Raw genomic sequence first — 22335 nt, 5'->3', positions numbered from 1 at the left:
CCTATCGCTGGGGAGGACGAATGGGCGATCTGACACAACAAATCATAGGTTACGACCTGTGGCATCTTGAACTGCCCGTCACATCTCGCCGGGACCACGGTATCGGATCTGTCGAAGGTGTGTGCGAGGTCGTTGTCCTGCGCCTGACGTCCGAGGATGGCAGCCAGGGATATGGCGAAGCCTCACCCTGGTCGGTCTTCACGGGAACGCCCGAGGCGACCTATGCCGCCCTGAATCGCTACCTCCGCCCGTTGGTGGTGGGGGCCAGAGTTGCTGACAGAGCGGCAATCATGGCGCGTGCTGCATATGCGGTTGCGCATTGCACCGAGGCTAAAGCGGCACTGGAAGCTGCTCTACTTGATTTGACGGGCAGGATCAGCGCCGTTCCTGTCTGGGCCCTGTTGGGAAGGAAATGCCGCGACGAGATCCCGCTCAGCTGCTCTATCGCCAATCCCGATTTTGCGCAGGATATCGAATTGCTGGGCCGTTTGCAGGACGACGGCGTGAGGATCGTGAAGTTGAAGACTGGGTTCAAGGATCATGCTTTTGATATCATGCGCCTTGAGTATTTGGCGAAGCATTACCCACAGTTCTCAGTGCGTGTTGATTACAATCAAGGCCTGTCAATCGAGGACGCTCCGGCGCAGGTGCGGGATGTGGCATCGTTCAATCCCGATTTCATCGAACAACCGGTACGCGCACATCACTACGGCATGATGGCGAAGCTACGGCAAATGACGGATGTGCCGTTACTGGCCGATGAAAGCGTTTTTGGCCCCGAGGATATGGAACGGGCTGCGCGTGAGGGTATCTGCGACGGTGTGTCGATCAAAATCATGAAATCTGGAGGTCTGGTGCGCGGGCAAACAGTCGCTCGCATGGCTGCAGCACACGGCCTGAGTGCTTATGGCGGAGATATGTTTGAAGCTGGTCTGGCACATCTGGCAGGCACTCACATGATCGCCGCCACACCGGAAATTAAGCTGGGCTGCGAGTTCTATCAGGCCTCTTACTTCTTGGCAGAAGACATTCTTGAGGAGCCTTTCGAAGTGAAAAGGGGCCAGGTCATAGTCTCCGACACACCTGGTCTTGGAGGGAAGCCGGACGAGGCAAAGCTGAACCATTATGCTGTTTCCAAAGCGGTGGCGGCATGAGCGAGAAAAAGACAATTGCCATCATCGGTGCCGGTATCGTCGGTGTCTCAACCGCCGTCTGGCTGCAACGTGACGGGCATGATGTCATCTTGATCGACAAGGCCGGCCCCGGAGAGGGTACCTCGCATGGCAATGGTGGTGTGCTGGCCTCTTGCTCGATTATTCCGGTCACGGTGCCGGGGCTTTTGAAAAAAGCGCCCAGGATGCTGTTTGACCCGTCGCAGCCTTTGTTCATGAAATGGGGCTATGTACCCAAGCTGTTGCCGTGGTTGACGCGTTACCTGAAACACGCAAACGCAGATGACGTTGAACATATCGCGGCCGCGCTAACCCCCATTGTCGGAGACAGCCTGAACGATCATCAGGCCCTGGCTCAGGGTACGGCGGCCGAGAAATGGATTGTGCCATCCGACTACCTGTTCCTCTACGAAAACCGCCAGCATTTCGAAGGCGATGCCTTTGGTTGGGGTGTTCGGCGCAAGCACGGGTTCAAGTGGGAAGAACTAGAGGGTGCCGCGTTCCACGCCTACGACCCGATCTACAGCAAAGACATCGGGTTTGCTGCCAAGCTTTCTGATCACGGACACATCACCGATCCTGGGCGGTACGTGAAAGACCTCGCCGCACATGTTGAGGCCAACGGCGGCAGGGTCATCCGTGCTGCTGTTGAAGATGTCGTACACGATAACGGCAAGGTCGCCGGCGTGCGCACCGCTGGTGAGACAATTGCTTGTGACACTGCCATTGTCACTGCGGGCGTCTGGTCCGGGCCTTTGGCCAGCAAATTGGGCGTTTCTGTTCCTCTGGAGACAGAACGTGGTTATCATCTTGAATTGGTGGAACCTTCCGCGATGCCAAAAAGTCCGGTTATGGTTGCTTCGGGCAAGTTCGTCGCCACGCCGATGGATGGCCGCATTCGGCTGGCCGGGATTGTCGAATTCGGCGGGCTGGACGCGCCGCCTTCGAGGGCGCCGTTCGAACTGATGCGCAAGAATGCCCGGGCGGCCTTTCCGGGCGTGACATGGAAGGACGAAGTAGAATGGATGGGGCACCGGCCCGCACCGGCAGACTCGATCCCGATCATCGGCGAAGTGCCGGGAATTGACGGAGCATTTATGGGGTTTGGCCACCATCATATCGGTCTGACAGGCGGGCCAAAAACAGGACGTCTGCTGGCGCAGATGATCGCGGGCAGGACCCCAAACGCAGACATGAGCGTCTATGCGCCGTCTCGCTACGCGACTTAAGAAATGTCCGGTAACACAAGCCGGCAAAACAAAATTAAACAGGGAGAAAAAGATGAAGAAATTGACAAGCCTTCTGGCGGCAACCGCTTTGACAGCCGCAGCAACCGCACCGGCGATGGCCGAGAAATGGGATATGCCCATGGCGTATTCGGCATCGAACTTCCACTCGGCCACGGGTGCCGAATTTGCCAAATGCGTGACCACAGGCACCGGGGGCGAGGTTGAGATCGTCACGCATCCGTCCGGGTCGCTGTTCAAAGGCGCCGACATCAAACGTGCCATTCAGACCGGTCAAGCACCGATTGGCGAGCGTCTGTTGTCCGGTCACCAGAATGAAAACGCGCTGTTTGGGTTCGACTCAATCCCATTCCTGGCAACGTCATTCGATGACAGCGCCAAGCTTTGGGAGGCCGCAAGACCTTCGATTGAAAATCTGCTGGCAGAACAGAACCTGACGTTGCTTTATGCCGTGCCATGGCCGCCGCAAGGACTGTACTTTAAAGACGAGGTGAACTCGGTCGCCGACATGGAAGGCATCAAGTTCCGGTCTTATAACAATGCCACGTCGCGTTTGGCGGAACTGACCGGCATGCTGCCTGTGACTATCGAGGCTGCAGAAATCAGCCAGGCTTTTGCCACTGGTGTCGCGGACTCGATGGTGTCGTCGGGATCGACCGGATATGATCGCAAGGTTTGGGAAAGCCTAAATTATTTCTACGAAGTGGACGCGTGGCTGCCACGCAACTACGTCATGGTCAACTCAGACATCTGGGCTGGTGTTTCTGATGCCAACAAGAACGTCATCAAGGGCTGTGCAGAGCTTGCTGAATATGCCGGCAATTGGCGCGCCAAGGAATACACCGGATTTACCCTGCAAGGCCTACGTGATGGCGGCATGACAGTCGGTCCGGCGTCCGAGCAGATGACCAACGAGTTGAAAGAGATCGGTGTCACTATGACCAATGAGTGGCTTGAGGCCGCAGGCGACGAAGGCAAGGCCATCGTCGATGCGTTCAATTCGTCTCAGTAATTGGCCAAAGATGGGCGGCGGATCAACCTGCCGCCCGTTTCCATAGAATAACTAATAGTGGGGACAGCATGGCGGCACTACGAGGGCTCAGGTCCGTATTGGATTTCATTTATCAGGCAGCAGGGGTTCTGGCAGCACTTAGCCTGATTGCTATTTTGGTGCTGATCGTTGTGCAAATGCTGGCCCGCTGGACCGGAGAGGTTTTCCCGGGCGCGCCCGACTATGCGGGCTATGCCATGGCTGCCGCGTCCTTTCTGGCCTTTGCCAATGCGCTGAACCGAGGCAGCCACATTCGCGTGTCGATCCTGCTGAATGCGGTCCCCGACCGGGTGCGCCGCATCCTTGAAATATGGTGTTTTACAGTGGGCGCGGCGGTAATGTGGTACTTTTGCTGGTACGCCTACCGCTTTGTTTACTGGAGCTGGAAATTCAACGATGTTAGCCAGGGACAGGACAAAACCGCGCTTTGGATTCCGCAGTCAACAATGCTGATTGGCGCAGTCATCCTTGCAATCGCCCTGACCGATCATCTGATCCACGTCGTTTTTAAGGGCGATCACCGCATCGTCCGTGATCTGGCCGATCAGAGCCACGGGGAGTGAGAGCATGGAAAACGTATCAGTCATCATCCTCTTCCTCTTTGTTCTTTTCACTCTGCTTGGCACCGGTGTCTGGGTTGGCCTTGCCCTTATGGGCGTCGCGTGGGTCGGGATGGAGCTTTTCACGACACGCCCTGTCGGAGACGTGATGATCACGACCATCTGGTCGGCCTCATCGTCATGGACACTGACCGCGCTGCCGATGTTCATCTGGATGGGCGAAATCCTGTATCGAACGCGATTATCCGAGGATATGTTCAAGGGACTTTCGCCTTGGATGGCACCTTTGCCCGGTGGTTTGGTGCACACCAACATTGTCGGCTGCACGGTGTTTGCCGCTGTTTCTGGGTCGTCAGCCGCCACCCTGACGACTGTGGGTAAAATGTCGATCCCGGAACTAAGGAAACGCAACTACCCCGAACGGATGATAATTGGTACGCTGACCGGCGCTGCGACACTGGGCCTGATGATCCCGCCCTCTTTGACGTTGATCGTCTATGGTGTGACTATCAATGAATCGATCACCAAGCTGTTCTTTGCAGGCATTCTGCCCGGATTGGTGCTGGCGACGATGTTCATGGGATACGTCGCAATATATTCGAAATTCGGGAAAGACTGGAACCCAAACAGCGAAGATAAGCTGAGCTTTTCTGAAAAGCTCAAGAACTCTCGCTTCTTGTTGCCCGTAATCCTGCTGATCATGGTGGTGATCGGGTCGATGTATCTGGGCTATGCCACTGCGACCGAAGCCGCGGCCTTTGGTGTGATCGGTGGTCTGTTGCTGGCGGCAGGGCAGGGATCCCTGACCTGGAAGACCTTCACCGAAAGCCTGATGGGGGCCACCCGGACCAGTGCGATGATCGCCCTGATCCTTGCTGGGGCTGCGTTCTTGTCATTGTCCATGGGATTTACGGGTCTGCCGCGGGGTCTGGCTGATCTGATCGCAGGGTGGGAGCTGACTCGGTTTGAGCTATTGATGGTTTTGCTGGTCTTTTACATCATTCTGGGCTGTTTCCTTGATGGCATCTCCTCGGTCGTGCTGACCATGGCCGTAGTAGAACCGATGATCCGGGACGCGGGTATCGACCTCATCTGGTTCGGTATTTTCATCGTGGTTGTCGTTGAGATGGCGCAAATTACACCGCCAATCGGCTTCAACCTGTTCGTGATGCAAGGCATGACGAACCATGAGATGAGCTATATCGCCCGCGCGGCAATCCCTATGTTCCTGATCATGGTGGTGATGGTCTTCGTCCTGATCTGGTTCCCGGAATTGGCCACATGGCTGCCGGAAAACCTTAGGCAAAGCCCGGGCGGGTAGGGGGCTTTGAACCCACTTCATCTGGCGGCGCGTAACGGTCCTTATGTTCTGGTCGCAGGGCTGGCCGCCGGATTGCTGCTGCCCGCGCTAGCCGAGCCGATGCGGGCGATCTTACCGCCGCTTGTCGCACTGCTGCTGTTTCTGACGGTCCTTCGAATTGAGCCAGCTTTGCTGTTGGGGTCCTTGGTCGACTTACGCCAGGTGGCAAATACAGTGATCGCGTTCCAGCTGGTTTTGCCGCTATTAGTTGTGACTATTGGCATGATCGGTGGATGGACCGGCACGCCGGTCTTTTTGTCTCTGCTGATCATGGCCGCGGCTCCGTCCATTTCGGGCAGTGCGAATATGTGCCTGATGATGGGACATCCGGCAGAACACGCCATGCGCCTGATGGTGATCGGGACCGCCGTATTGCCGTTAACCGTGTTTCCCATATTCGTGCTGATGCCCGATCTGGGCGACTTTCAATCCGTTCTTATCGCCGTCTTGCGCCTGTTTCTGACAATTGCGGGGGCGACTGTTGCAGCCGTGTTGTTGCGCCTCGCGTTTCTGAGGAACCCTTCCCAAGCTACGCTAAAAAATCTGGAAGGGTTGGCAACGATCACCCTCGCTGTCTTTGTGATCGGCCTGATGCCATCAGTGACCGCGACTGCGCTTGTTGATCCCGGGCTTGCGGCCTTTTGGGTGGGGTTCGCATGTCTGGCCAATTTCGGCGCGCAACTGGTGATGTATTTTCTGACACGCAACCGAGTGGCTGCCGACAAACCCACCGCTTTGTCCATTGTCGCCGGAAACCGGAATGTCGCGATTTTCCTGATTGCGTTGCCACCCGAGGTAACGGCGCCACTTTTGGTGTTCATCGGGGCCTATCAGATCCCGATGTACCTGACCCCCATTGTAATGCGCCGTTTTTACCAAGCGTCGGGCAGTTTGGGGTAAAGCGGGCGCGGCAACATTCGCCGCGCCCGCTATTGTATTAGAAATGCACCGAGCGGGCAGTACCGGGAACTTCCATCGGTGGTGCAAATTTGGTCAGGTCGATGCCTTCGACCGCGACCTTATATTCCTCCAGCGTCGGCGTACGACCCAGAATGGCTGACAAAACAACAACCGGGGTTGAACCCAGAAGGGATTCACCCTTCTTTGTCTCACTGTCCGCTACAACACGGCCTTGGAACAGACGGGTGGACGTTGCCAGAACGGTGTCGCCATTAGCAGCTTTTTCCTGGTTGCCCATGCAAAGGTTGCAGCCCGGGCGCTCAAGATAGAGGATATTCTCGTACTCGGTCCGAGCGGTTTGCTTGGGGAACAGGTCATCGAATTCAAAGCCTGAATACTTCTGCAGAATTCCCCAATCACCTTCTTCTTTCAGCTCATCAACGATGTTGTACGTTGGCGCGGCAACAACAAGCGGGGCCTTGAACTCGACCTTGCCGTATTCCTCTTCGAGATTACGCAACATCTGGGCCACGATCTTGATGTCGCCCTTGTGCACCATGCAGGACCCTACAAAGCCCAGATCAACCTTCTTTTCAGCCGCATAGTATGAGATCGGGCGTATCGTGTCGTGGGTATAGCGCTTAGAAACGTCGGCATTATTCACATCCGGGTCGGCGATCATCGGTTCGACGATCTGACCTAGATCCACGACGACTTCGGCAAAGTACTTGGCGTTGTCGTCTGGGCGCAGAGCCGGTTTTTCGCCCGAGCGAATTTCGGCGATACGTTTGTCCGCGATGTCGATCAGACCCTGCAGCATCTGAACATCGTTATCCATGCCTTTCTCGATCATGATCTTGATCCGCGACTTAGCGATTTCCAGCGATTCAATCAGCGTATCGTCGTTCGAGATACAGATCGACGCCTTGGCCTTCATCTCGGCCGTCCAGTCTGTGAAGGTAAAGGCCTGGTCCGCCAGCAGCGTACCGATATGCACTTCGATAATGCGACCCTGGAACACGTTGTCGCCGTGTTGCGCCAGCATCTGCGCCTGCGTCGCGTGCACCACGTCGCGGAAATCCATGTGCGGTGCCATTTCGCCCTTGAAGGTCACCTTGACGGATTCCGGGATCGGCATAGTTGCCTCACCCGTGGCCAAAGCCAACGCAACCGTGCCCGAGTCCGCACCAAAGGCCACGCCTTTGGACATCCGCGTGTGGCTGTCGCCGCCGATGATGATGGCCCAGTCATCGACCGTGATATCGTTGAGCACTTTGTGAATGACGTCTGTCATCGCGTGGTACACGCCTTTGGGATCACGTGCGGTGATCAGACCGAACTTGTGCATGAACGCCATCAGGCGCGGGGTGTTGGCCTGCGCTTTCAGGTCCCAGACCGAGGCCGTGTGACAGCCAGATTGATAGGCACCATCCACGCTGGGCGACAGGACGGTCGCGGCCATAGCCTCAAGCTCCTGACTGGTCATCAGACCGGTGGTGTCCTGAGAACCCACGATATTGACTTTGGCGCGCACGTCTGAGCCAGCATGTAACACTTTGCCCGGGGTCGCACCGCGCGCATTAGCGTTAAAGATCTTTTCGACGGCCGTCAGCCCCTGACCTTCATGGCTGACTTCCTTCGCAGGGGCGAAGGCCGATTTCAGCTCAATACCCAGCGTTTCACATGCAAATGTCTGCAGTTTCTTGCCAAAGACGATGGCGTAAGAACCGCCAGCCTTCATAAATTCCATCTTTTGCGGCGTGAATGAACCTGCCATGTCGACCAGCTCTTCACTGCCATCCGCGCTATAGAGCTTTTTCTCTTTCGTGTTGATGGTCAGCACAGTGCCCGTTTCAACCGAATAGCGCTGTTCCAGGATCGGGTTGCCGTCGTTGTTGAGGATCGCCTTGCCATCCTCGTCCACTTTCTTGACCCAGTTCTTCAGGTCAACACCGATACCACCGGTAACGCCCACGGTTGTCAGAAAGATGGGCGAAATTCCGTTTGTTCCGGCCACGACCGGTGCAAAATTGACGAAAGGCACGTAAGGGCTGGCTTGCTTGCCGGTCCAAAGTGCCACGTTGTTGACACCCGACATCCGCGACGAACCAACACCCATAGTGCCTTTTTCCGCAACCAGCATCACGCGCTTGTCGGGGTGCTGCAGCTTCAGCGCTTCAATCTCTTTTTGTGCGGCCTCGGAAATCAGGCATTTGCCATGCAGCTCGCGGTCGGAACGCGAATGCGCCTGATTGCCCGGCGACAGAAGGTCGGTGGAGATGTCACCCTCGGCTGCAATATATGTGACAACTTGGATTTCCTCGTCCACATCAGGCAACTTGGTGAAAAATTCGGCTTTGGAATAGCTCTCAAGAAGATCCGCAGCGATCTTGTTGCCCGCCTCATAGGCAGCTTTCAGACGGTCCGTGTCCGCCTCATACAGGAAGACCTGAGTTTTCAGAACCTCGCCTGCCTGGACCGCTATGTCTTGCTTGTCGCCCAGTGCAACATCCAGAAGCACGTCAACCGACGGTCCGCCCTTCATGTGGGACAACAGTTCGAACGCGAATTCGGGCGAGATTTCTTCGACTGCAACATCACCGACGATGATGGACTTCAAGAACGTTGCCTTCGCACCCGCAGCACTGGTTGTGCCGGGCAACGTGTTGTAAATCAGGTAGTGCAACGAATCTGCACGATGCGGATGACCGGTATCCTTGATTTGTTCGATGATTTCCTCGACCAGCGCACCATCGTCGATGGGTTTTGGGCTAAGCCCTTGTTCTTTGCGCGTTTCAATTTCATCCAAGTAATCTGAATACTGGCTCATGGCTGTTTCCGCTTTGTGTGAATCTGCTGCTGTTGAGAGGTGCTGGGCAACCCGCTCGATCGTATTTGTATGCACCGGTATACATTTGTTGCGGAGGTTTCAAGGTACCACCGTGGAAATTTGCAGGTACTGTATACTTCTATGCTTGGTTTCAACCTTGACCAACGGTCGCAAATACATACCTAGCCTTTTCCTAAACTCGCTGGACCCTAAGGGCCGGGGCTTGGTGCTTTCGATTGTGCCTTTTGATACAACGCCTGCGGGCCAAAAAAATCATTCGCGACGACGGCATGGGTCACACGCTGATCCCTGCACAATCTCGACGTTTTGGTCGAAAGATCGCGGTTTGAAGAACGGATGGGCGGAGCCACGCGGCTGTATGTGAACCTTCGATGCACCTTCCCACGAACGGGCAAAGGCTTCCGTAAAGCCGCTGAAGCGATCCGTATCGCTGCATCGGAATAACATGTACCTCAACACGAACGTTTACGTTGTTCATCAGTAATTCGGCTGTTTCCATTAACTCAACTTTGATGGTGTGGTTAGCGTGGCATAAGCGTTGGCATCAGGTTCGTCGTAGTCGGTGCGCGGGTCAGCATTTGGCCGATGCTCGGAACCGCGTTATTGACTGCATGCAACGGTGCGTACAGTCACGCCAGTCGCAACTAGCGGCAAACTCTCGTACGGTCGATCATTGAGCCTTCACAAAGCGATTGCGTTCGATTTCTCCAATAAAGGTCGTTCTTACAGTGCACAGCATTGGTCGAAATGGGCTCTCCATGCAGCTTCGCCGCTCGACGCACGAATGCGTACTGTCTGAGTCCGTGCCTTCCACGTTACCGACCGGGAACTGAAAAAGGGGGGGGGCGAACTTCAGCTGGCTCTTTATTTTTACGGCGATCAACCAAATTGGATTGGAGAGAGAAACCGCAATTGATGGCGGGCTACAAGAGGTCAAAACAACGCCTGACACTACACCAGAACCATATTTTTGCCATGAATGTTCAATCTATTGGCGAGTATTGAATTTGTTGGAAAATACTATTGTGAACGCGATTCATTCGGAGCTGGTGCCAGAACCAAGCAATTCGTCAATACTGGCCCTTGAAACCGAGTTGACCAGTGAAGTTCGTTCCGAGCGGTGCCGGCTGGATGCGCGAAGAGGGTTCAAGCAGTTTCTTCTATTGGCAATAGCGGTGGGATGTCTGGCAGTAACATTTCTAGCCGAGCTTCTGGGCGGCTTTGTCGCGGCCTGGAATTCCGGGCTTGACCTGAGCACCGCTGGAGCCAAACTCTGGGCTCCAATCCCGCTTGGTCTATTATGTTTTTTTCTCGCGCGGTCACACGCATTGAGCGCTGGAAGTCTATGGGCGGTTTGGAGGGGCCGCGCGCCTGTAATTCTCAGGGCGGCTGAACTCTATGGTGGCAAAACGCAGTACACTGTCAAGAAAGACTACGTCGAAGCAATTGAAGCCCACCAGACAGAGGCTTGGCATTTTTCACATGTATCAAAACCAATGCACGTTGGGCGGTTTGTTATCTGGAAAAGAGCGAGCTACGGATTGTTTTTTCTTCCAATGCCTTCGGATGAAGACGCCAGAGAACTCGTGAAGAAGGTGAAAGAGGAAAGCAGGGCGAAGAATTCCAATGGTTTTAACCCGAGAAACGCTCCGATAGAAGCCAAACACCAGCACATATCCGCGACCGCAGCATTTCATGCCTTGGAAGGACTATCCAAAAAACTGGGGACACCCTGTCCCGCCTGGCTGGATTCAGTCTTTAACTATTTGGCGTATGCTTGGATCTCGGGTCTCTCTATTTTTCTCTTAATTGTTTTGTTGACCGGAAAGTCATTGGAGACGGGTTTTCCGTTGTTTAATCAAATCGGTGTCATATTGCTGTTTGTCGCGATGACCACAGCAGCGGTAAATGATTGGCCCTATCTGCCAAAACTGCGCCATCTTCACTATTACCGTCACGGGCTTTTACGAGGTTTCGATTGGGGGCCGACGGCAGTGAGTTGCGACAAGGCGGCCATTGAAATCTGGCGCGAAGGTAAACGATTGCGCCTCGATTGGTCTGCGGTTCGTGCCGTTCATATTGAAAATGACCTGACCATTATCGAGACGAAGGATGATCAGTTGCATGTTGTTCCAGAAATACCCGCCGCGGCAAATCTTCTTTCCGCCTACAGAGTGTCTCAGGGGTTGGGTCCATGGTCAGACAACAAACGAACGGCTGCGCCGAAAGTTGAGAAAAAGAAGTGGTGGCAATCCACATTCGCCAACATTGCAATTTGGGTCATCGTCTTTCTTGTCATACTGGGCTTGTTTAATTTGGCTGGAGCCAAACCTGCATCAGCAGAATTGCTACGCGACAAAAACCTACCTGAGTGGCACGAGGAGGTTTCGCAGCGGGATCGAGAAGCGGCATTGCATGCTGATACATCTGTAAGTCTCCCTATTCACGACGAAAAAATCCGAGTCGAAAACAACGGATATCAAAGAGTCAGGCAGAGCTTCTTTGCCGTGCATGATCGTTCAACTCTGGAACTTTATGGCGAGGTCCAATTGCTGGTGGACCCGAATTTTGAGCGTGCCACTCTTCATCGATTGCAGATCCACCGAGATGGTAAAGTGATAGATCAACTCGACTTGCCGTTCGAAGAACTCCGGCGCGAACCAGAACTCAGCTCAGGTGTGATGCTGGGCGACATCGAGTATTTCGGTCAGATTGCGGATCTTCGTGTTGGTGACACCGTCGAGATGATCTGGTCGATCATTGCCACCACACCCGTTTTCCCAAACCAGTTTCACTATCGATCAGACGGGCTCAGAGACTGGGGTTGGGAACAGAGGCGCACGTCCATTGACTTGCCCGCTGCAACGCGTTTCGAGCTGAACCATACGGATGAGTTCGATGTTCAGCGCGAAGAGGCTGCCGGCAGGACGATCTTGAGTTGGTCCTTGGAAAAGGCTGAAGAAGATGACAGAAACACACGCTCTGCGGATGATTGGGATGTCTCCAACGATGGGTTGCAGCTCTCGACCTTTCAGGATTGGTTTCAGATCGTTCAGGGACTAACCGGCGACTACAAACCCAGACCGGAATTATTGCCCGGTGACCTGATCAAACTGCTTGATGAAATGCTGGAGCAGTCCGAAGATCCGCAATGGCGCGCGACGCAAGCTTTGCGTTTGGTACAGGACCGGGTCCGGTATTTCAGCGTTTCAATTGGTGAAGGCGGCTGGATACCTCGATCCCCCGACGAAGTCTGGCTGAGCGCATATGGCGATTGCAAAGACAAGGCGCTTCTTCTGATTTCCATGCTGGCCTATTTGCAGATTGAGGCCGATGTCGTTCTCGTCGACCACGACATCGGGCCTGCTTTGCCGCGCATGTTACCTTCACCGTTTATCTTTGATCACGCCATAGTACGTGTTCGCGATCCGCAAGGTGACTGGTTTGTTGATGCAACCGATCTACTGCAAGGCGGCGTAGGTCGGGCGATCCCATTGAAGGATTTTGCCTGGGGCCTGCCACTGGCAGAGGACAGCACCGGACTTGTTGAAGTCGTAACGAATCTTTCTGATGAACCGACCCGAGAGGCTGTACAGGAATATGTGTTCTTGGATGAAGGCCCGATTGCCGCCGTACTCAATGTTACAGACACATGGCGGGGTGTCGAAGCGGACAACATGCGCTGGCGCTATGACGGCGAGGACATGGAAGACCGGCGCAAGCAATATGAAAAGTGGTACGCCAAACGGTTTCCCGGAGCTACGCACTCAGAGGTAATGATCATTGAGGATGATCTGGACGCCAATGTTTTTCAGCTCGTCCAGCGCTACACGTTGCCGCGCGAGGGGTTTGAAGACAAGGAACTTTGGAACAAACTGAACCATTATGGCTACGCTATTTCGGACGAGCTTTATGAATTTGATGACGATGAGGTGCTTGAAGGGCAATCTCGCGTAAACGCTCCGATGCACAACGTCCATAAGATCGTGATGCGCAATGTTCCCGCCCCAATCAAAAAGCCCAGTTCGCTTGAGTTCGAAAATGACTTTATTAAATTCGAGACCGGCGGCGAGTGGGATGAGGCGGGGGCAACCTGGACATACCAGTGGAGTCTCAAAACAAAACAAACAACGCTTAAGCCAGGTGACGAAGAGGCATGGCGAGAAGCCGAAGATTACGTGGACAATAACGATGGGTACTACGTCTACTTGCATCGTCGGCTATTTGAAGTCGTGGAAGAAAAACCGATTTATTTGGGGCTGAATGCGACGCAGTTGATGATTTTCCCAGTCTTCTTGATAGTTGCAATGCTCATGCTGTTTTTCTTTCGACAAGGAATACGAGCGGAGGTGCTTGCCGCGAAAGCCAAGCAAGAAGAGCGTGAGGGTTGCGCACCCTGACGCCGCTACTGTTGGGCTAAAAACTGATGAACCCACCGCGTCGTTTTTCACTCTACTTGTGAATATTGCTTAGCAATTTGCCCCCGATTTCGGGGGGCAGATTTCTGACACCTGCGATATTCCTCAGTAGTTGGACCGTTTTGCAGGCGGCTCAGGTTTCAGCACCTGTAGCTTTTGTTTGGGCACCAAAGATGCAGGCAAGCAAGTTACTGAAACGTATATGGGCTACGAATGCTTCAGGTCGGGCTGTCCATCAATTCACTTTGATATCCGAAGAGTGCAGGCAGTCCGCCTGTGTGCAGCAGAATGACTTTCTCCGCCGACTTGATCTTTCCGCTTTCTACGAGGTCCAGCAAACCAGCGAATGTCTTTGCAGAATAAACGGGGTCAAGGAAAACCCCCTCGACCCGGGCCATTTTCTTCAATGCAGCGCGCGTGGTTGCATTTACTTTGCCATATCCCGGCGGCAAGGCCTCATCAAAAACATCGATCTTGTCCTGTAGAAGTCCTGCGTCGATATCCAGCAAGCTCGCAAGTTTTTGCAGAACGACCTTCATTCGGGCCTGCTGCATTTCACGATCTCTGCGCACACAAATCCCATACACCGAGGCAGTGCTTTCTTCTAACACCAGACCGGTCAGCAGTCCGCCATGGGTGGCACCGCTACCCGAGGGGACGACGACCGCGTCGAAATCCGGCATCTGTTGATACAATTCCTGCCCGGCCACAACGTAGCCCAAGGCACCCAAGGGCGGATGGCCCAGCCCCAGATGAATAACGTACGGTTTGTGACCTTTGGCTTTTAATTCAACTGCGCGCGCATGCAGCGCTGCGTCGGCTCCCGCTTCGTCCTCTCCTTCAGGGTAACTCATATGCTCGGCACCCAGGATTTGCGCCAGCAGCACGTTCCCGGACGAATAGTACTCCGCCCCCATGTCAGTGACACGCTCTTCCAACTGAAGCACGGATTGCATGCCCAGTTTGGCTGCGGCAGCGGCCGCAGACCGAACGAAATTGGATTGGACGGCACCGGTGATCAGAATGGTATCAGCACCTTGTTGACGCGCATCTCCGAGATAAAATTCAAGCTGCCGTGTTTTGTTGCCACCAAAACTAAGCCCAGTCAGATCATCACGTTTCAGCCAGAGATCGATGCCCAGTTCTGTCGATAAGTTGTCCAGACGCTCCAAAGGAGTTGGGCCGGACATGAGTTGGGCGCGTGGAAATTTGTGCAGATAATCGTTTTGTGTCATCGTGTAACCTTCAAGACCAAGCTATTAAATGCGCGCGATAGAACAAAACTAAGCAGGCAATCAGGGATACCACGCGGATCACTGTTATGACCACCGACTGTGGTAAGTAAGGGCCTACCACACGACCAAGTAGGCTGCCGATCAGAGTTATCGCAACAAACCCCAGTATTTGCGGTTCATATGAGATTGTCTGCGCGTTGGACAATCTGTGCAACAAAAAGGCGATGCCGTATGCCACCAGCGCTATGGGTTGAACCAACTTTGCCACCTCTTTGGCGGAACGACCCTTTGCTATCAAACCGAACACCATTAGAGGGCCCGGTGTCGCCGCCCAAACAGTCGCAAGCCCAGACAGTCCTGTAACGACTGAAAACCCTGCGTTGCCAATGGATCCCCGCAAGGGAAGCAAGGTCGTAATCAACCCGATCAGCAGTAGACACGCCGTCAGGGCAAGAACAAATGCTTCGCTCAAAAAGGGATACACAACAAGGCCACCGGCCACCCCGATACAGCATCCAATGACCGCGGTGCGGATTAGTTGACGGTTGTTTTTTAGAACATGCCGGTCTGTCGCTACCAATGAAACAAACGTGTTCAACAAGAGCAAGACTGGAACTGCCGTCGACGTGCCAAGTAAAATCATCATGGGCGGTCCCGCGATGATGCTGAACCCGATACCAACTCCGACTTGCAGCATTGCGCCAAGGCAGATGGCAATCATCAGGAATGACAGGTCGACGGACACTCAAAACTCCTATGGATCAAGGCAATGTCGCAAGGCCTCAGATATTCCGAGGTCCCCGCCAGCGTCCATTCTTTTTCTCTTTCAGTGACCGCTTTGGTACGGTCAGCGCTGCCACGGCATCAGTCCCGAGTATGGCACCCGGGTCGTCACAGCGTGCGCCATTTGCGCTAGTGTGGTCAGGTCAAAGACAGGAAGCTGCAGTTCTTCCTGAAGCCGCGATGCGTAAGGCGGCAAGTCCGTGCATTCCAAAACCAACGACCGAATGTCCGGAGCTTCAAGAACCAGATTACGGGCCGCATCCAAGACCTCGGTCTCGATCAGGTCCGTGTCCATCCGGGTCCGTGTGTTCCGCAAGATCACTTCGGCGAATTCTGTGGTATCTTCCAATCCCTTCACGGCCACAGGAACACCTGATGCACCGACACCTTCGAAATGCCGGGGCGTCAATGCGGATGCATCTGCGGTTAGCACGCCCACTGGCGCGTTGGTCCCGGTCATGTGAAAGGCCAACGGAACCTGGATCAGGCTGGAGGCAAAGACAGGCACTGAAACCGCAGCTGCCAATTCTTTTTGAAACAAGGCTAGAAAGCCGCAACTGCCTGTGATGGCTCGCACGCCTTCAGCCTCAAGCCGCTTGGCGCCTTCGATGAACGGCGCCAGTAACTCGGGCGAAGGGTTGTTCAGCAAGGTCGGGACCGTCACACCGTCGATCATCTCATACAGAACCGGAAATGGCAGACTGGAAGGGTTCTTGATGTGACCCGGTGGTTTTGGAAAATAGCTTTCAAGGCACAGAACACCAATTGACGCCCCGCAAATGTTCTGGCCACCCTTGTAGATAGGCATTGTCATCCGATCCTTTTGATTTGAAGGTTCAAAACCGGGCCAGCGAAAACGGGGCCAGATCGATGTTTGGGCTGCGACCGGACACAATATCGGCCACAAGCTCGCCGGTTTTCGGCGCCATCATCAGCCCATAGTGAGAATGCCCGAACGCGGTATAGAGCCCTTCCCGCCCGTTAACTGGTCCGATCGCGGGTAAACTGTCCGGAAAGGACGGGCGTCGACCCATCCAAAATTGTGCCTCGCCTGTATTGAGGCTTGGCACCATGGCCTTGGCCTGTTCAGTCAGGATTTTTTTCTTGCGTGGATCAGCGGGCGCGTCGACGCTACCAAATTCGGCCGTGCCAGCGACTCTCAGACCGTCCTGCATCGAACTTGCGACCACCTTTGCGTCTACATCCATGACCGAATTGTTCAATTGGGCTAAGGGCTTAGGGAATTCGACATGGTAGCCCCGTTCGGCCACAAGCGGCACAGGCATCCCCAATGGTTTCAGCAGGTCGGCGGACCACACACCGGCCGCGAGGATGATGCTGGCAGCACGCATCGTGCCCTGCGAGGTTGTAATCTGCCAACCACCATCTTCTGCCGGTGCCAGCATGGTGACTTCGGTTTGTACTATTTCGGCGCCTTGCGAGCGCGCTTTTTCAGCCAGAACCGCCCCCACACGTCCTGGTGAGGTTACGCGCGCCTGACCTTTTATCACGATCGCGGCTTTGAATTCTTCTGACAGTGCAGGTTCCAGGTCGCGCAACTCGGCACCATCGACAAGCTCCAGATCGCCTCCTTTTTCCTGGCGGATCAGATATCCAAGCCCATTCAGATCAGCCTGCTTCCGGTGGCGAAAAGCGTGAATATAGTAGCTGTCAGTGATCAGGTTTTCGTGCCCGGTGCCTTGAAGGTGACGACGATACAGGTCGATGGAAGGGCGGCACAAAAGCTCCATCGCGTCCGAGATTTCGCGCACTGACTTTTCACCGGAGTTTCCCAAAAACCGCAGCCCCCAGGGGATCATTTTTGGCCAGAAACTGGTTCTGACCGAAAGCGCACTTTTAGGATCCAGTAGCATCTGGGGCAGTGATTTCCATATGCCCGGCATCGCTTGCGGAATGATTGACCACGGCGACACTACACCTGCATTCCCGAAAGAGGTTTCCTGCCCCGGTTGACCGCGGTCAATCAGCCGAACAGAAATGCCGCGCTCTTGTAGTGACAAAGCGCAACAAATGCCGACGATCCCTGCGCCGATGATAGTCACTTGTTCTGTCATCGATTCAGGCCGGTGAGTGACTGCGATTGCGGGCGATTAATTGGGTGACAATGACCGGCGAGGCCACAGCCAGCGCGATCAGATCTGCCGTCAGACTAGGCGCAACAAAGATAATCCCAGCGATGGCCAACAGAATGCGCGATGCGATATTCAGCGGGCTCAACCAATACCCAACCACAGCCGCCGACAGGGCAATAACCCCGGCGATGCAACTGGTCGCGGTATAGGTGAATTCCCATAGGTTGAACCCGGTTGACGACACAAACAGCAGGACCGGCGCATAGACAAAGGCCATGGGCGCAATCACTTTGCCCAATCCAAGGGTGAAGGCAGAAAGACCAGTTCGGAACGGGTTCGAGTTCGCAATGGCAGCCGCGGCATAGGCTGAAGTACAGACCGGTGGTGTAATCTCGGACACCACGCCATAGTAGAGCACGAAAAGGTGGCTGGCGATGGGTGGAACACCCAGCTGCGCCAGCGCAGGCTGCGCCACTGACACCAGCATGATATACAGCGCGGTGGTCGGAATGCCCGCGCCCATCAGGATACAGACGACGGCGATGAACACCAATGAGATGAACAATTGTAAGTCTTCCATCGCAAAGAACTGGAAGCTGCCGAACGAGATCATGTTGTACAGATCCGATGCCAGGTTGCCTGCGCCTTGCGTAACCATGAAACCGATGCGGAACCCGATGCCAGTGGTGTTGATCACGCCTACCACGATACCAACCGCAGCAGCGGCGGCACCCACGGCTAGCGAGTATTTCACACCCAATTCTACCGCCTGCAGCATCTCGGGCACTTCGATGCGTTTCTGAGGGTTCAATGTTGCGACCACCGTCAATCCGCACAGGATTGTTGTCATGGTCAGGTCAAAGCCGCCGTCTGAGAACTTCCACAGTACAAAGCTGAGGAACGCTGCCGCGTAGATCAGTGTCGGAGGTTGCCTCAAGCGCGACATGCCCGCGATTACAGCAAGTGATATGCCGCAGAAGGCCGACATGAAGGGCGTGTAACCCGTGAACAGAACTACTAGCAGGCCGATCAGGGGAACTATGTTGGCCCAGCCTTCGGCCCAGACGGCTTTGAGCTGCGGCAGTTGCTCTTTGGTCAGACCTTTGAGATTTAGCTTGCGTGCCATCAGGTGCACGACAGCAAAGACGCCAACATAGTGCAGGAGTGCTGGGAAAATCGCAGCAATAACGATGGTGGTGTAGGGAACCTCAAGAAACTCTGCCATGATAAAGGCAGCGGCACCCATGATCGGCGGAGTGATCTGACCACCCGCCGAGGAAGCAGCCTCGACCCCACCCGCAAAATGGCCGGGGTATCCAAGGCGCTTCATGTTGGGAATTGTCAGCGCGCCGGTTGATACGGTGTTGGCCACCGAAGAACCCGAGATCGTGCCGAAGAAGGCCGAGGATACCACCGACACTTTTGCCGGACCGCCGGTATAGCGGCCCGCCAAAATGGTGGCGTTGTCGATGAAAAGTTGCCCCAACCCGGTGCGTTGCGCGATCACGCCAAACATCACAAAGTGGAAAACGATTGTCGAGACGACCCACAACGTGACGCCGTAGATGCCCTCCTGCGGAAAGTACATCGACGAAACGAAGGTTTTGAAGTTCACGCCAGGATGCTGCAACAATCCGGGGAAATACGGCCCAAGCAAAGCGTATGAGATAAATACGCAGATGATCAGCGGCAGAACCCAACCAAGCGTGCGGCGTGCGATGTCCAGCACCAGCAGGATGATGATCACACCCAAAATCACGTCATAACTGTTGGGGTTACCCATTCGGAAGGTCTGTTCCTCAATCCCAAGAAACGTAATGCCACGCCAGGCGACGCCCACATACAGCGCCGCGATGATCCCAAGGGCCATGAAGACCAGATCGTAAAGAGGGATGTTGCCGATCCGGAACCTGCTGACCTTTAGCGCGTAAAGGCTTTTGGCCCCGATAATCGGGATCGTCGCGTAGACCAGAATGAACAGCAGTGCCAGATAGATGCCCATGTGCCAGTGATCTGCCGGCAGGCCAAAACCGGCCGTGAAGAATTCGTAAAACGCAAAGATCAGGGCCACAACGCGCAGGACCTTGCCGGTTGTCGGCGTAACCTGCCGGACGGCAGCACCCTCGTCGAACTGTTCTTCGATGGCCGCTAATTCTTCGGCTGTGAGTTCGTGGTCATCAAGATTCTTAGTCGTGGACATGATGGCCCCCTGATTTCGCGCATTTAGAGTGTGCGGTGCCCCAAATAGGGGCACCGGACGATGAGTTGAGATGAGAACGGGTTACTGAAGAAGTCCGGCTTCTTTGTAGAACTTCTCAGCACCCGGATGCAGCGGAACGCCCAGTGCTTCGACACCATCCAGAGCGGTATCAGGGGTGATCTGCTTGCCCTTGGCATGACCGTTATCCAACAGCTTGCGTGTGTTGTCGTTCCACATCGCCTTGGTCAGTTCATAGACCAGATCGTCAGACAGGTCTGACGACACAACCAGCATCGCGCTAACCGCGGGGGTCTTGGTTTCGCCGTCGATGCCTTCATACACGCCACCTGGAATGGCAGAAGGGATATAAGCCGGAATGATCTCGTTGATCTTGCCCAAATCTTCGTCAGAGAAGGAATGCAGGTTCATACCTTTGGTCGAAGACAGCTGCACCATCGCAGCAACCGGCCAGCCTGCGGCATAGAAATAGGCGTCAAGCTGACCATCGGCCAGACGTTCGGCACTCTGACTGTTGTTCAACTCGGCCTCATCCATGTTGTCACGGTTGACACCCCAAGCATCCAGCATCTGCAAAACGGCTACCTGCGTGCCGGAACCAGCCTGAGCAATACCAACACGCTTGCCTTCCAGGTCACTCAGATCGTTAATCGTCGAGCCGGCCGGAAGCACCAGATGCAGGTCTTCTGGGAACAGGTTGGCTACGATGCGCAGTTTGGGATGGGGTTTGCCTTCGAACTTACCTTCACCCAGATACATCGAACGGGTGACATCGGCTGCAGCCAGCCCGGCCTCAAGTTCTCCATTCTGCACAGCGGCATTGTTGAAGACCGAAGCGGTGGTGGATTGCGCGATCGCGATCAGGCCCGGAACACCGCACTGGCCGCCTTCTTCACACGGGCGCGATCCCGGAGGGGCGGAGATTCCATTTGCAATGGTGCCACCGATGGGGAAATAGGTTCCGCCAGCGCCACCGGTGCCAATACGGAAGAACGTTGGGTCCTGCGCCAGCGCGGGGGCTGCCAGCGCGCCCGCCAATGCAAGACCAGTCAAGCATTTCACAAATTTCATTATCATCTCCCTTGTTGGAATTTCGGTTTTGGTTTTCCCAAACTTCGATCCCACAAGCGTAGAGACAAACTGCATAAATACAAATTTGTTATATTTCACTAAACTAAAGTTTTGCTTATGTTTAAGAATATGAACCTAACTCAGCTAACCGTATTTCGTGAGGTGATGGAGACCGGATCCATCTCTCAAACCGCCAAGAAACTAAATCGCACGCAGCCTGCGATTAGCCTAGCGTTGAAAAACCTTGAAAAGACATTGGGCCTGACGTTGTTCGAACGTAAGGGAAGAAGATTGGTGCCAGTCCCCGAGGCGCACTATCTCTTAGCCGAAACTACGGGTATTTTGGACCGCTTGGCGACAATCTCCAGCACGATGGAAGGACTTATCAAAGGGCATGCCGGAAGCTTGAATATTGCAACGATGCCGGGTCCATCTGCCTTTTTGTTCCCACGTTTCATAAGCCAATCAGTTGGTGAAAACCCCGATATTCGCATCACGCTTTCGACACGCAGTTCACCGCAGATTATGGAGCTTGCGGGGACGCAAAATATCGACTTCGGCTTTGCTGACTTCGAGCATTCAGCCGGCAAAGAACCCCAGTATTCCGCTGAACTTATCCGGGCTGATTGCTTCTGTGCTATTGACTGTGAACATCCTCTTGCGTCGCGCAAGATCCTGAAACTATCGGATCTTGACGGAACGCCAATGGGCGGCCTGCATCCTTCACACCCGTTCCAACGGAAAGTCCGGCAGGAGTTCGAGGACGTTGCCGTTGAGTACAATCAGACTGTTACCTGCCAGTATTTTCTACCTCTCATCCCGTTTGTCAGTTCGGGGCAGTGTTGCAGTATCGTTGACCCGCTGACAGTTGCGACCGAAAGAGAGCTTAATCTATCCAATGGAAAGCTTGTGTTTTTACCTTTCGAGAAACCATTAAGATATGAATACGCTCTCCTCGAACCCGACCACAGGCCACCATCCCAATTGGCAATACAGATCAAAGCAGGTTGGAAAGCCGAAGTGTTGAGGAAGTTGGAAGCGGTGATGGCAAACCCTCGCGCCACATCGATTGAAGACGCGCGAGGCGAGCAGAGTTGAAGTTTTTTGGCTGCCGCACCCTAAATCCAGCGAGATCGACAGGCGGCTTTGACCAATATGCAGTAACGCGACGAATAGCGGCTCTGGGCCGCGAATTACTCGGGCATGCGATCGCGCGCGAGTGTGTTGGCCCAATGCGGGAAAGTTCCAGTCGCAAGTTAGAAGTCTCAAGGGTCGTTGCGACGGTTTCCGCTATCTCAATTTCATCAGTTCATCTCTAAATGCCTCGGTTGGAGTTTGCCATCCAAGGCACTTTCTAGGTGTCCCGTTTAGGCGGT

15 protein-coding genes are annotated in these 22335 nt (G+C 54.5%); 8 read left to right on the top strand and 7 right to left on the bottom strand.

The genetic code is table 11. The features are described from left to right. The first annotated feature begins 20 nt into the window (after window positions 1-20). The 6 genes from AC2FJC_RS07630 (at window position 21) to AC2FJC_RS07605 (ending at window position 6290) form a co-directional block, all read left to right on the top strand. On the top strand, window positions 21-1154 hold the full coding sequence (locus AC2FJC_RS07630) for an enolase C-terminal domain-like protein (RefSeq protein ID WP_496739017.1): 1134 nt from the start codon (window positions 21-23) through the stop codon (window positions 1152-1154). Beyond that, window positions 1151-2401, top strand: coding sequence for an NAD(P)/FAD-dependent oxidoreductase (locus AC2FJC_RS07625; protein ID WP_496739016.1), 1251 nt, complete (start codon window positions 1151-1153; stop codon window positions 2399-2401). The genes AC2FJC_RS07630 and AC2FJC_RS07625 overlap by 4 nt, the downstream gene beginning before the upstream one ends. A 52-nt stretch (window positions 2402-2453) precedes the next feature. Beyond that, on the top strand, window positions 2454-3431 hold the full coding sequence (locus tag AC2FJC_RS07620) for a TRAP transporter substrate-binding protein (RefSeq protein WP_109311038.1): 978 nt from the start codon (window positions 2454-2456) through the stop codon (window positions 3429-3431). Window positions 3432-3499: 68 nt separating this feature from the next. After that, window positions 3500-4033, top strand: coding sequence for a TRAP transporter small permease (locus AC2FJC_RS07615; RefSeq protein WP_496734651.1), 534 nt, complete (start codon window positions 3500-3502; stop codon window positions 4031-4033). 4 nt (window positions 4034-4037) lie between these two features. Next, entirely contained in the window at window positions 4038-5351 is a 1314-nt protein-coding gene (locus AC2FJC_RS07610) for a TRAP transporter large permease (RefSeq protein ID WP_496739015.1), read from the top strand. A gap of 6 nt (window positions 5352-5357) precedes the next feature. Next, the gene (locus AC2FJC_RS07605; RefSeq protein ID WP_496739014.1) at window positions 5358-6290 is read left to right on the top strand and encodes a hypothetical protein; all 933 of its coding nucleotides are present in this window, start codon (window positions 5358-5360) and stop codon (window positions 6288-6290) included. A gap of 37 nt (window positions 6291-6327) precedes the next feature. Here the strand turns inward: AC2FJC_RS07605 and AC2FJC_RS07600 are convergent, their stop codons facing one another. Continuing rightward, on the bottom strand, window positions 6328-9120 hold the full coding sequence (locus AC2FJC_RS07600; RefSeq protein ID WP_496739013.1) for a bifunctional aconitate hydratase 2/2-methylisocitrate dehydratase: 2793 nt from the start codon (window positions 9118-9120) through the stop codon (window positions 6328-6330). Window positions 9121-10166: 1046 nt separating this feature from the next. Between AC2FJC_RS07600 and AC2FJC_RS07595 the strand changes: the two genes are divergently transcribed. Next, window positions 10167-13541, top strand: a complete 3375-nt coding sequence (locus AC2FJC_RS07595) for a DUF3857 domain-containing transglutaminase family protein (RefSeq protein ID WP_496739012.1) — start codon at window positions 10167-10169, stop codon at window positions 13539-13541. 236 nt (window positions 13542-13777) lie between these two features. Here AC2FJC_RS07595 and AC2FJC_RS07590 read toward each other — a convergent pair whose 3' ends face one another. The 6 genes from AC2FJC_RS07590 to AC2FJC_RS07565 all read right to left on the bottom strand — a co-directional run bounded on the left by AC2FJC_RS07590 (window position 13778) and on the right by AC2FJC_RS07565 (window position 20959). After that, a complete protein-coding gene (locus AC2FJC_RS07590; protein ID WP_496739011.1) occupies window positions 13778-14794 on the bottom strand; it encodes a D-cysteine desulfhydrase family protein in 1017 nt (338 codons plus the stop codon). Window positions 14795-14804: 10 nt separating this feature from the next. Then, the gene (locus tag AC2FJC_RS07585; protein WP_496739010.1) at window positions 14805-15539 is read right to left on the bottom strand and encodes a TSUP family transporter; all 735 of its coding nucleotides are present in this window, start codon (window positions 15537-15539) and stop codon (window positions 14805-14807) included. 102 nt (window positions 15540-15641) lie between these two features. Continuing rightward, a complete protein-coding gene (locus AC2FJC_RS07580) occupies window positions 15642-16385 on the bottom strand; it encodes an aspartate/glutamate racemase family protein (RefSeq protein ID WP_496739009.1) in 744 nt (247 codons plus the stop codon). A 28-nt stretch (window positions 16386-16413) separates the two neighbouring features. Further along, complete coding sequence (locus tag AC2FJC_RS07575; RefSeq protein ID WP_496739008.1) at window positions 16414-17652, bottom strand: NAD(P)/FAD-dependent oxidoreductase; 1239 nt, start codon at window positions 17650-17652, stop codon at window positions 16414-16416. 4 nt (window positions 17653-17656) lie between these two features. Then, complete coding sequence (locus AC2FJC_RS07570) at window positions 17657-19870, bottom strand: TRAP transporter permease (RefSeq protein ID WP_496739007.1); 2214 nt, start codon at window positions 19868-19870, stop codon at window positions 17657-17659. Window positions 19871-19951: 81 nt separating this feature from the next. Then, window positions 19952-20959, bottom strand: coding sequence for a TAXI family TRAP transporter solute-binding subunit (locus AC2FJC_RS07565; protein ID WP_113788396.1), 1008 nt, complete (start codon window positions 20957-20959; stop codon window positions 19952-19954). Between the two features lie 117 nt (window positions 20960-21076). On the opposite strand from AC2FJC_RS07565, the gene AC2FJC_RS07560 reads away from it, so the two are divergent. Next, complete coding sequence (locus AC2FJC_RS07560) at window positions 21077-22057, top strand: LysR family transcriptional regulator (protein ID WP_496739006.1); 981 nt, start codon at window positions 21077-21079, stop codon at window positions 22055-22057. Window positions 22058-22335 lie beyond the last annotated feature (278 nt).

It is taken from the genome of Ruegeria sp. CDSB117 (assembly GCF_059611005.1).
The sequence above is the reverse complement of the archived record's forward strand: the minus strand, read 5'-3'. Positions and strand labels throughout refer to the sequence as shown.

Bases quoted from the DNA above. Each gene is read 5' to 3' on its own strand.
- AC2FJC_RS07630 (WP_496739017.1), top strand. From the start codon at position 21: ATGGGCGATCTGACACAACAAATCATAGGTTACGACCTGTGGCATCTT.
- AC2FJC_RS07625 (WP_496739016.1), top strand. From the start codon at position 1,151: ATGAGCGAGAAAAAGACAATTGCCATCATCGGTGCCGGTATCGTCGGT.
- AC2FJC_RS07620 (WP_109311038.1), top strand. From the start codon at position 2,454: ATGAAGAAATTGACAAGCCTTCTGGCGGCAACCGCTTTGACAGCCGCA.
- AC2FJC_RS07615 (WP_496734651.1), top strand. From the start codon at position 3,500: ATGGCGGCACTACGAGGGCTCAGGTCCGTATTGGATTTCATTTATCAG.
- AC2FJC_RS07610 (WP_496739015.1), top strand. From the start codon at position 4,038: ATGGAAAACGTATCAGTCATCATCCTCTTCCTCTTTGTTCTTTTCACT.
- AC2FJC_RS07600 (WP_496739013.1), bottom strand. From the start codon at position 9,120: ATGAGCCAGTATTCAGATTACTTGGATGAAATTGAAACGCGCAAAGAA.
- AC2FJC_RS07590 (WP_496739011.1), bottom strand. From the start codon at position 14,794: ATGACACAAAACGATTATCTGCACAAATTTCCACGCGCCCAACTCATG.
- AC2FJC_RS07580 (WP_496739009.1), bottom strand. From the start codon at position 16,385: ATGCCTATCTACAAGGGTGGCCAGAACATTTGCGGGGCGTCAATTGGT.
- AC2FJC_RS07575 (WP_496739008.1), bottom strand. From the start codon at position 17,652: ATGACAGAACAAGTGACTATCATCGGCGCAGGGATCGTCGGCATTTGT.
- AC2FJC_RS07570 (WP_496739007.1), bottom strand. From the start codon at position 19,870: ATGTCCACGACTAAGAATCTTGATGACCACGAACTCACAGCCGAAGAA.
- AC2FJC_RS07565 (WP_113788396.1), bottom strand. From the start codon at position 20,959: ATGAAATTTGTGAAATGCTTGACTGGTCTTGCATTGGCGGGCGCGCTG.
- AC2FJC_RS07560 (WP_496739006.1), top strand. From the start codon at position 21,077: ATGTTTAAGAATATGAACCTAACTCAGCTAACCGTATTTCGTGAGGTG.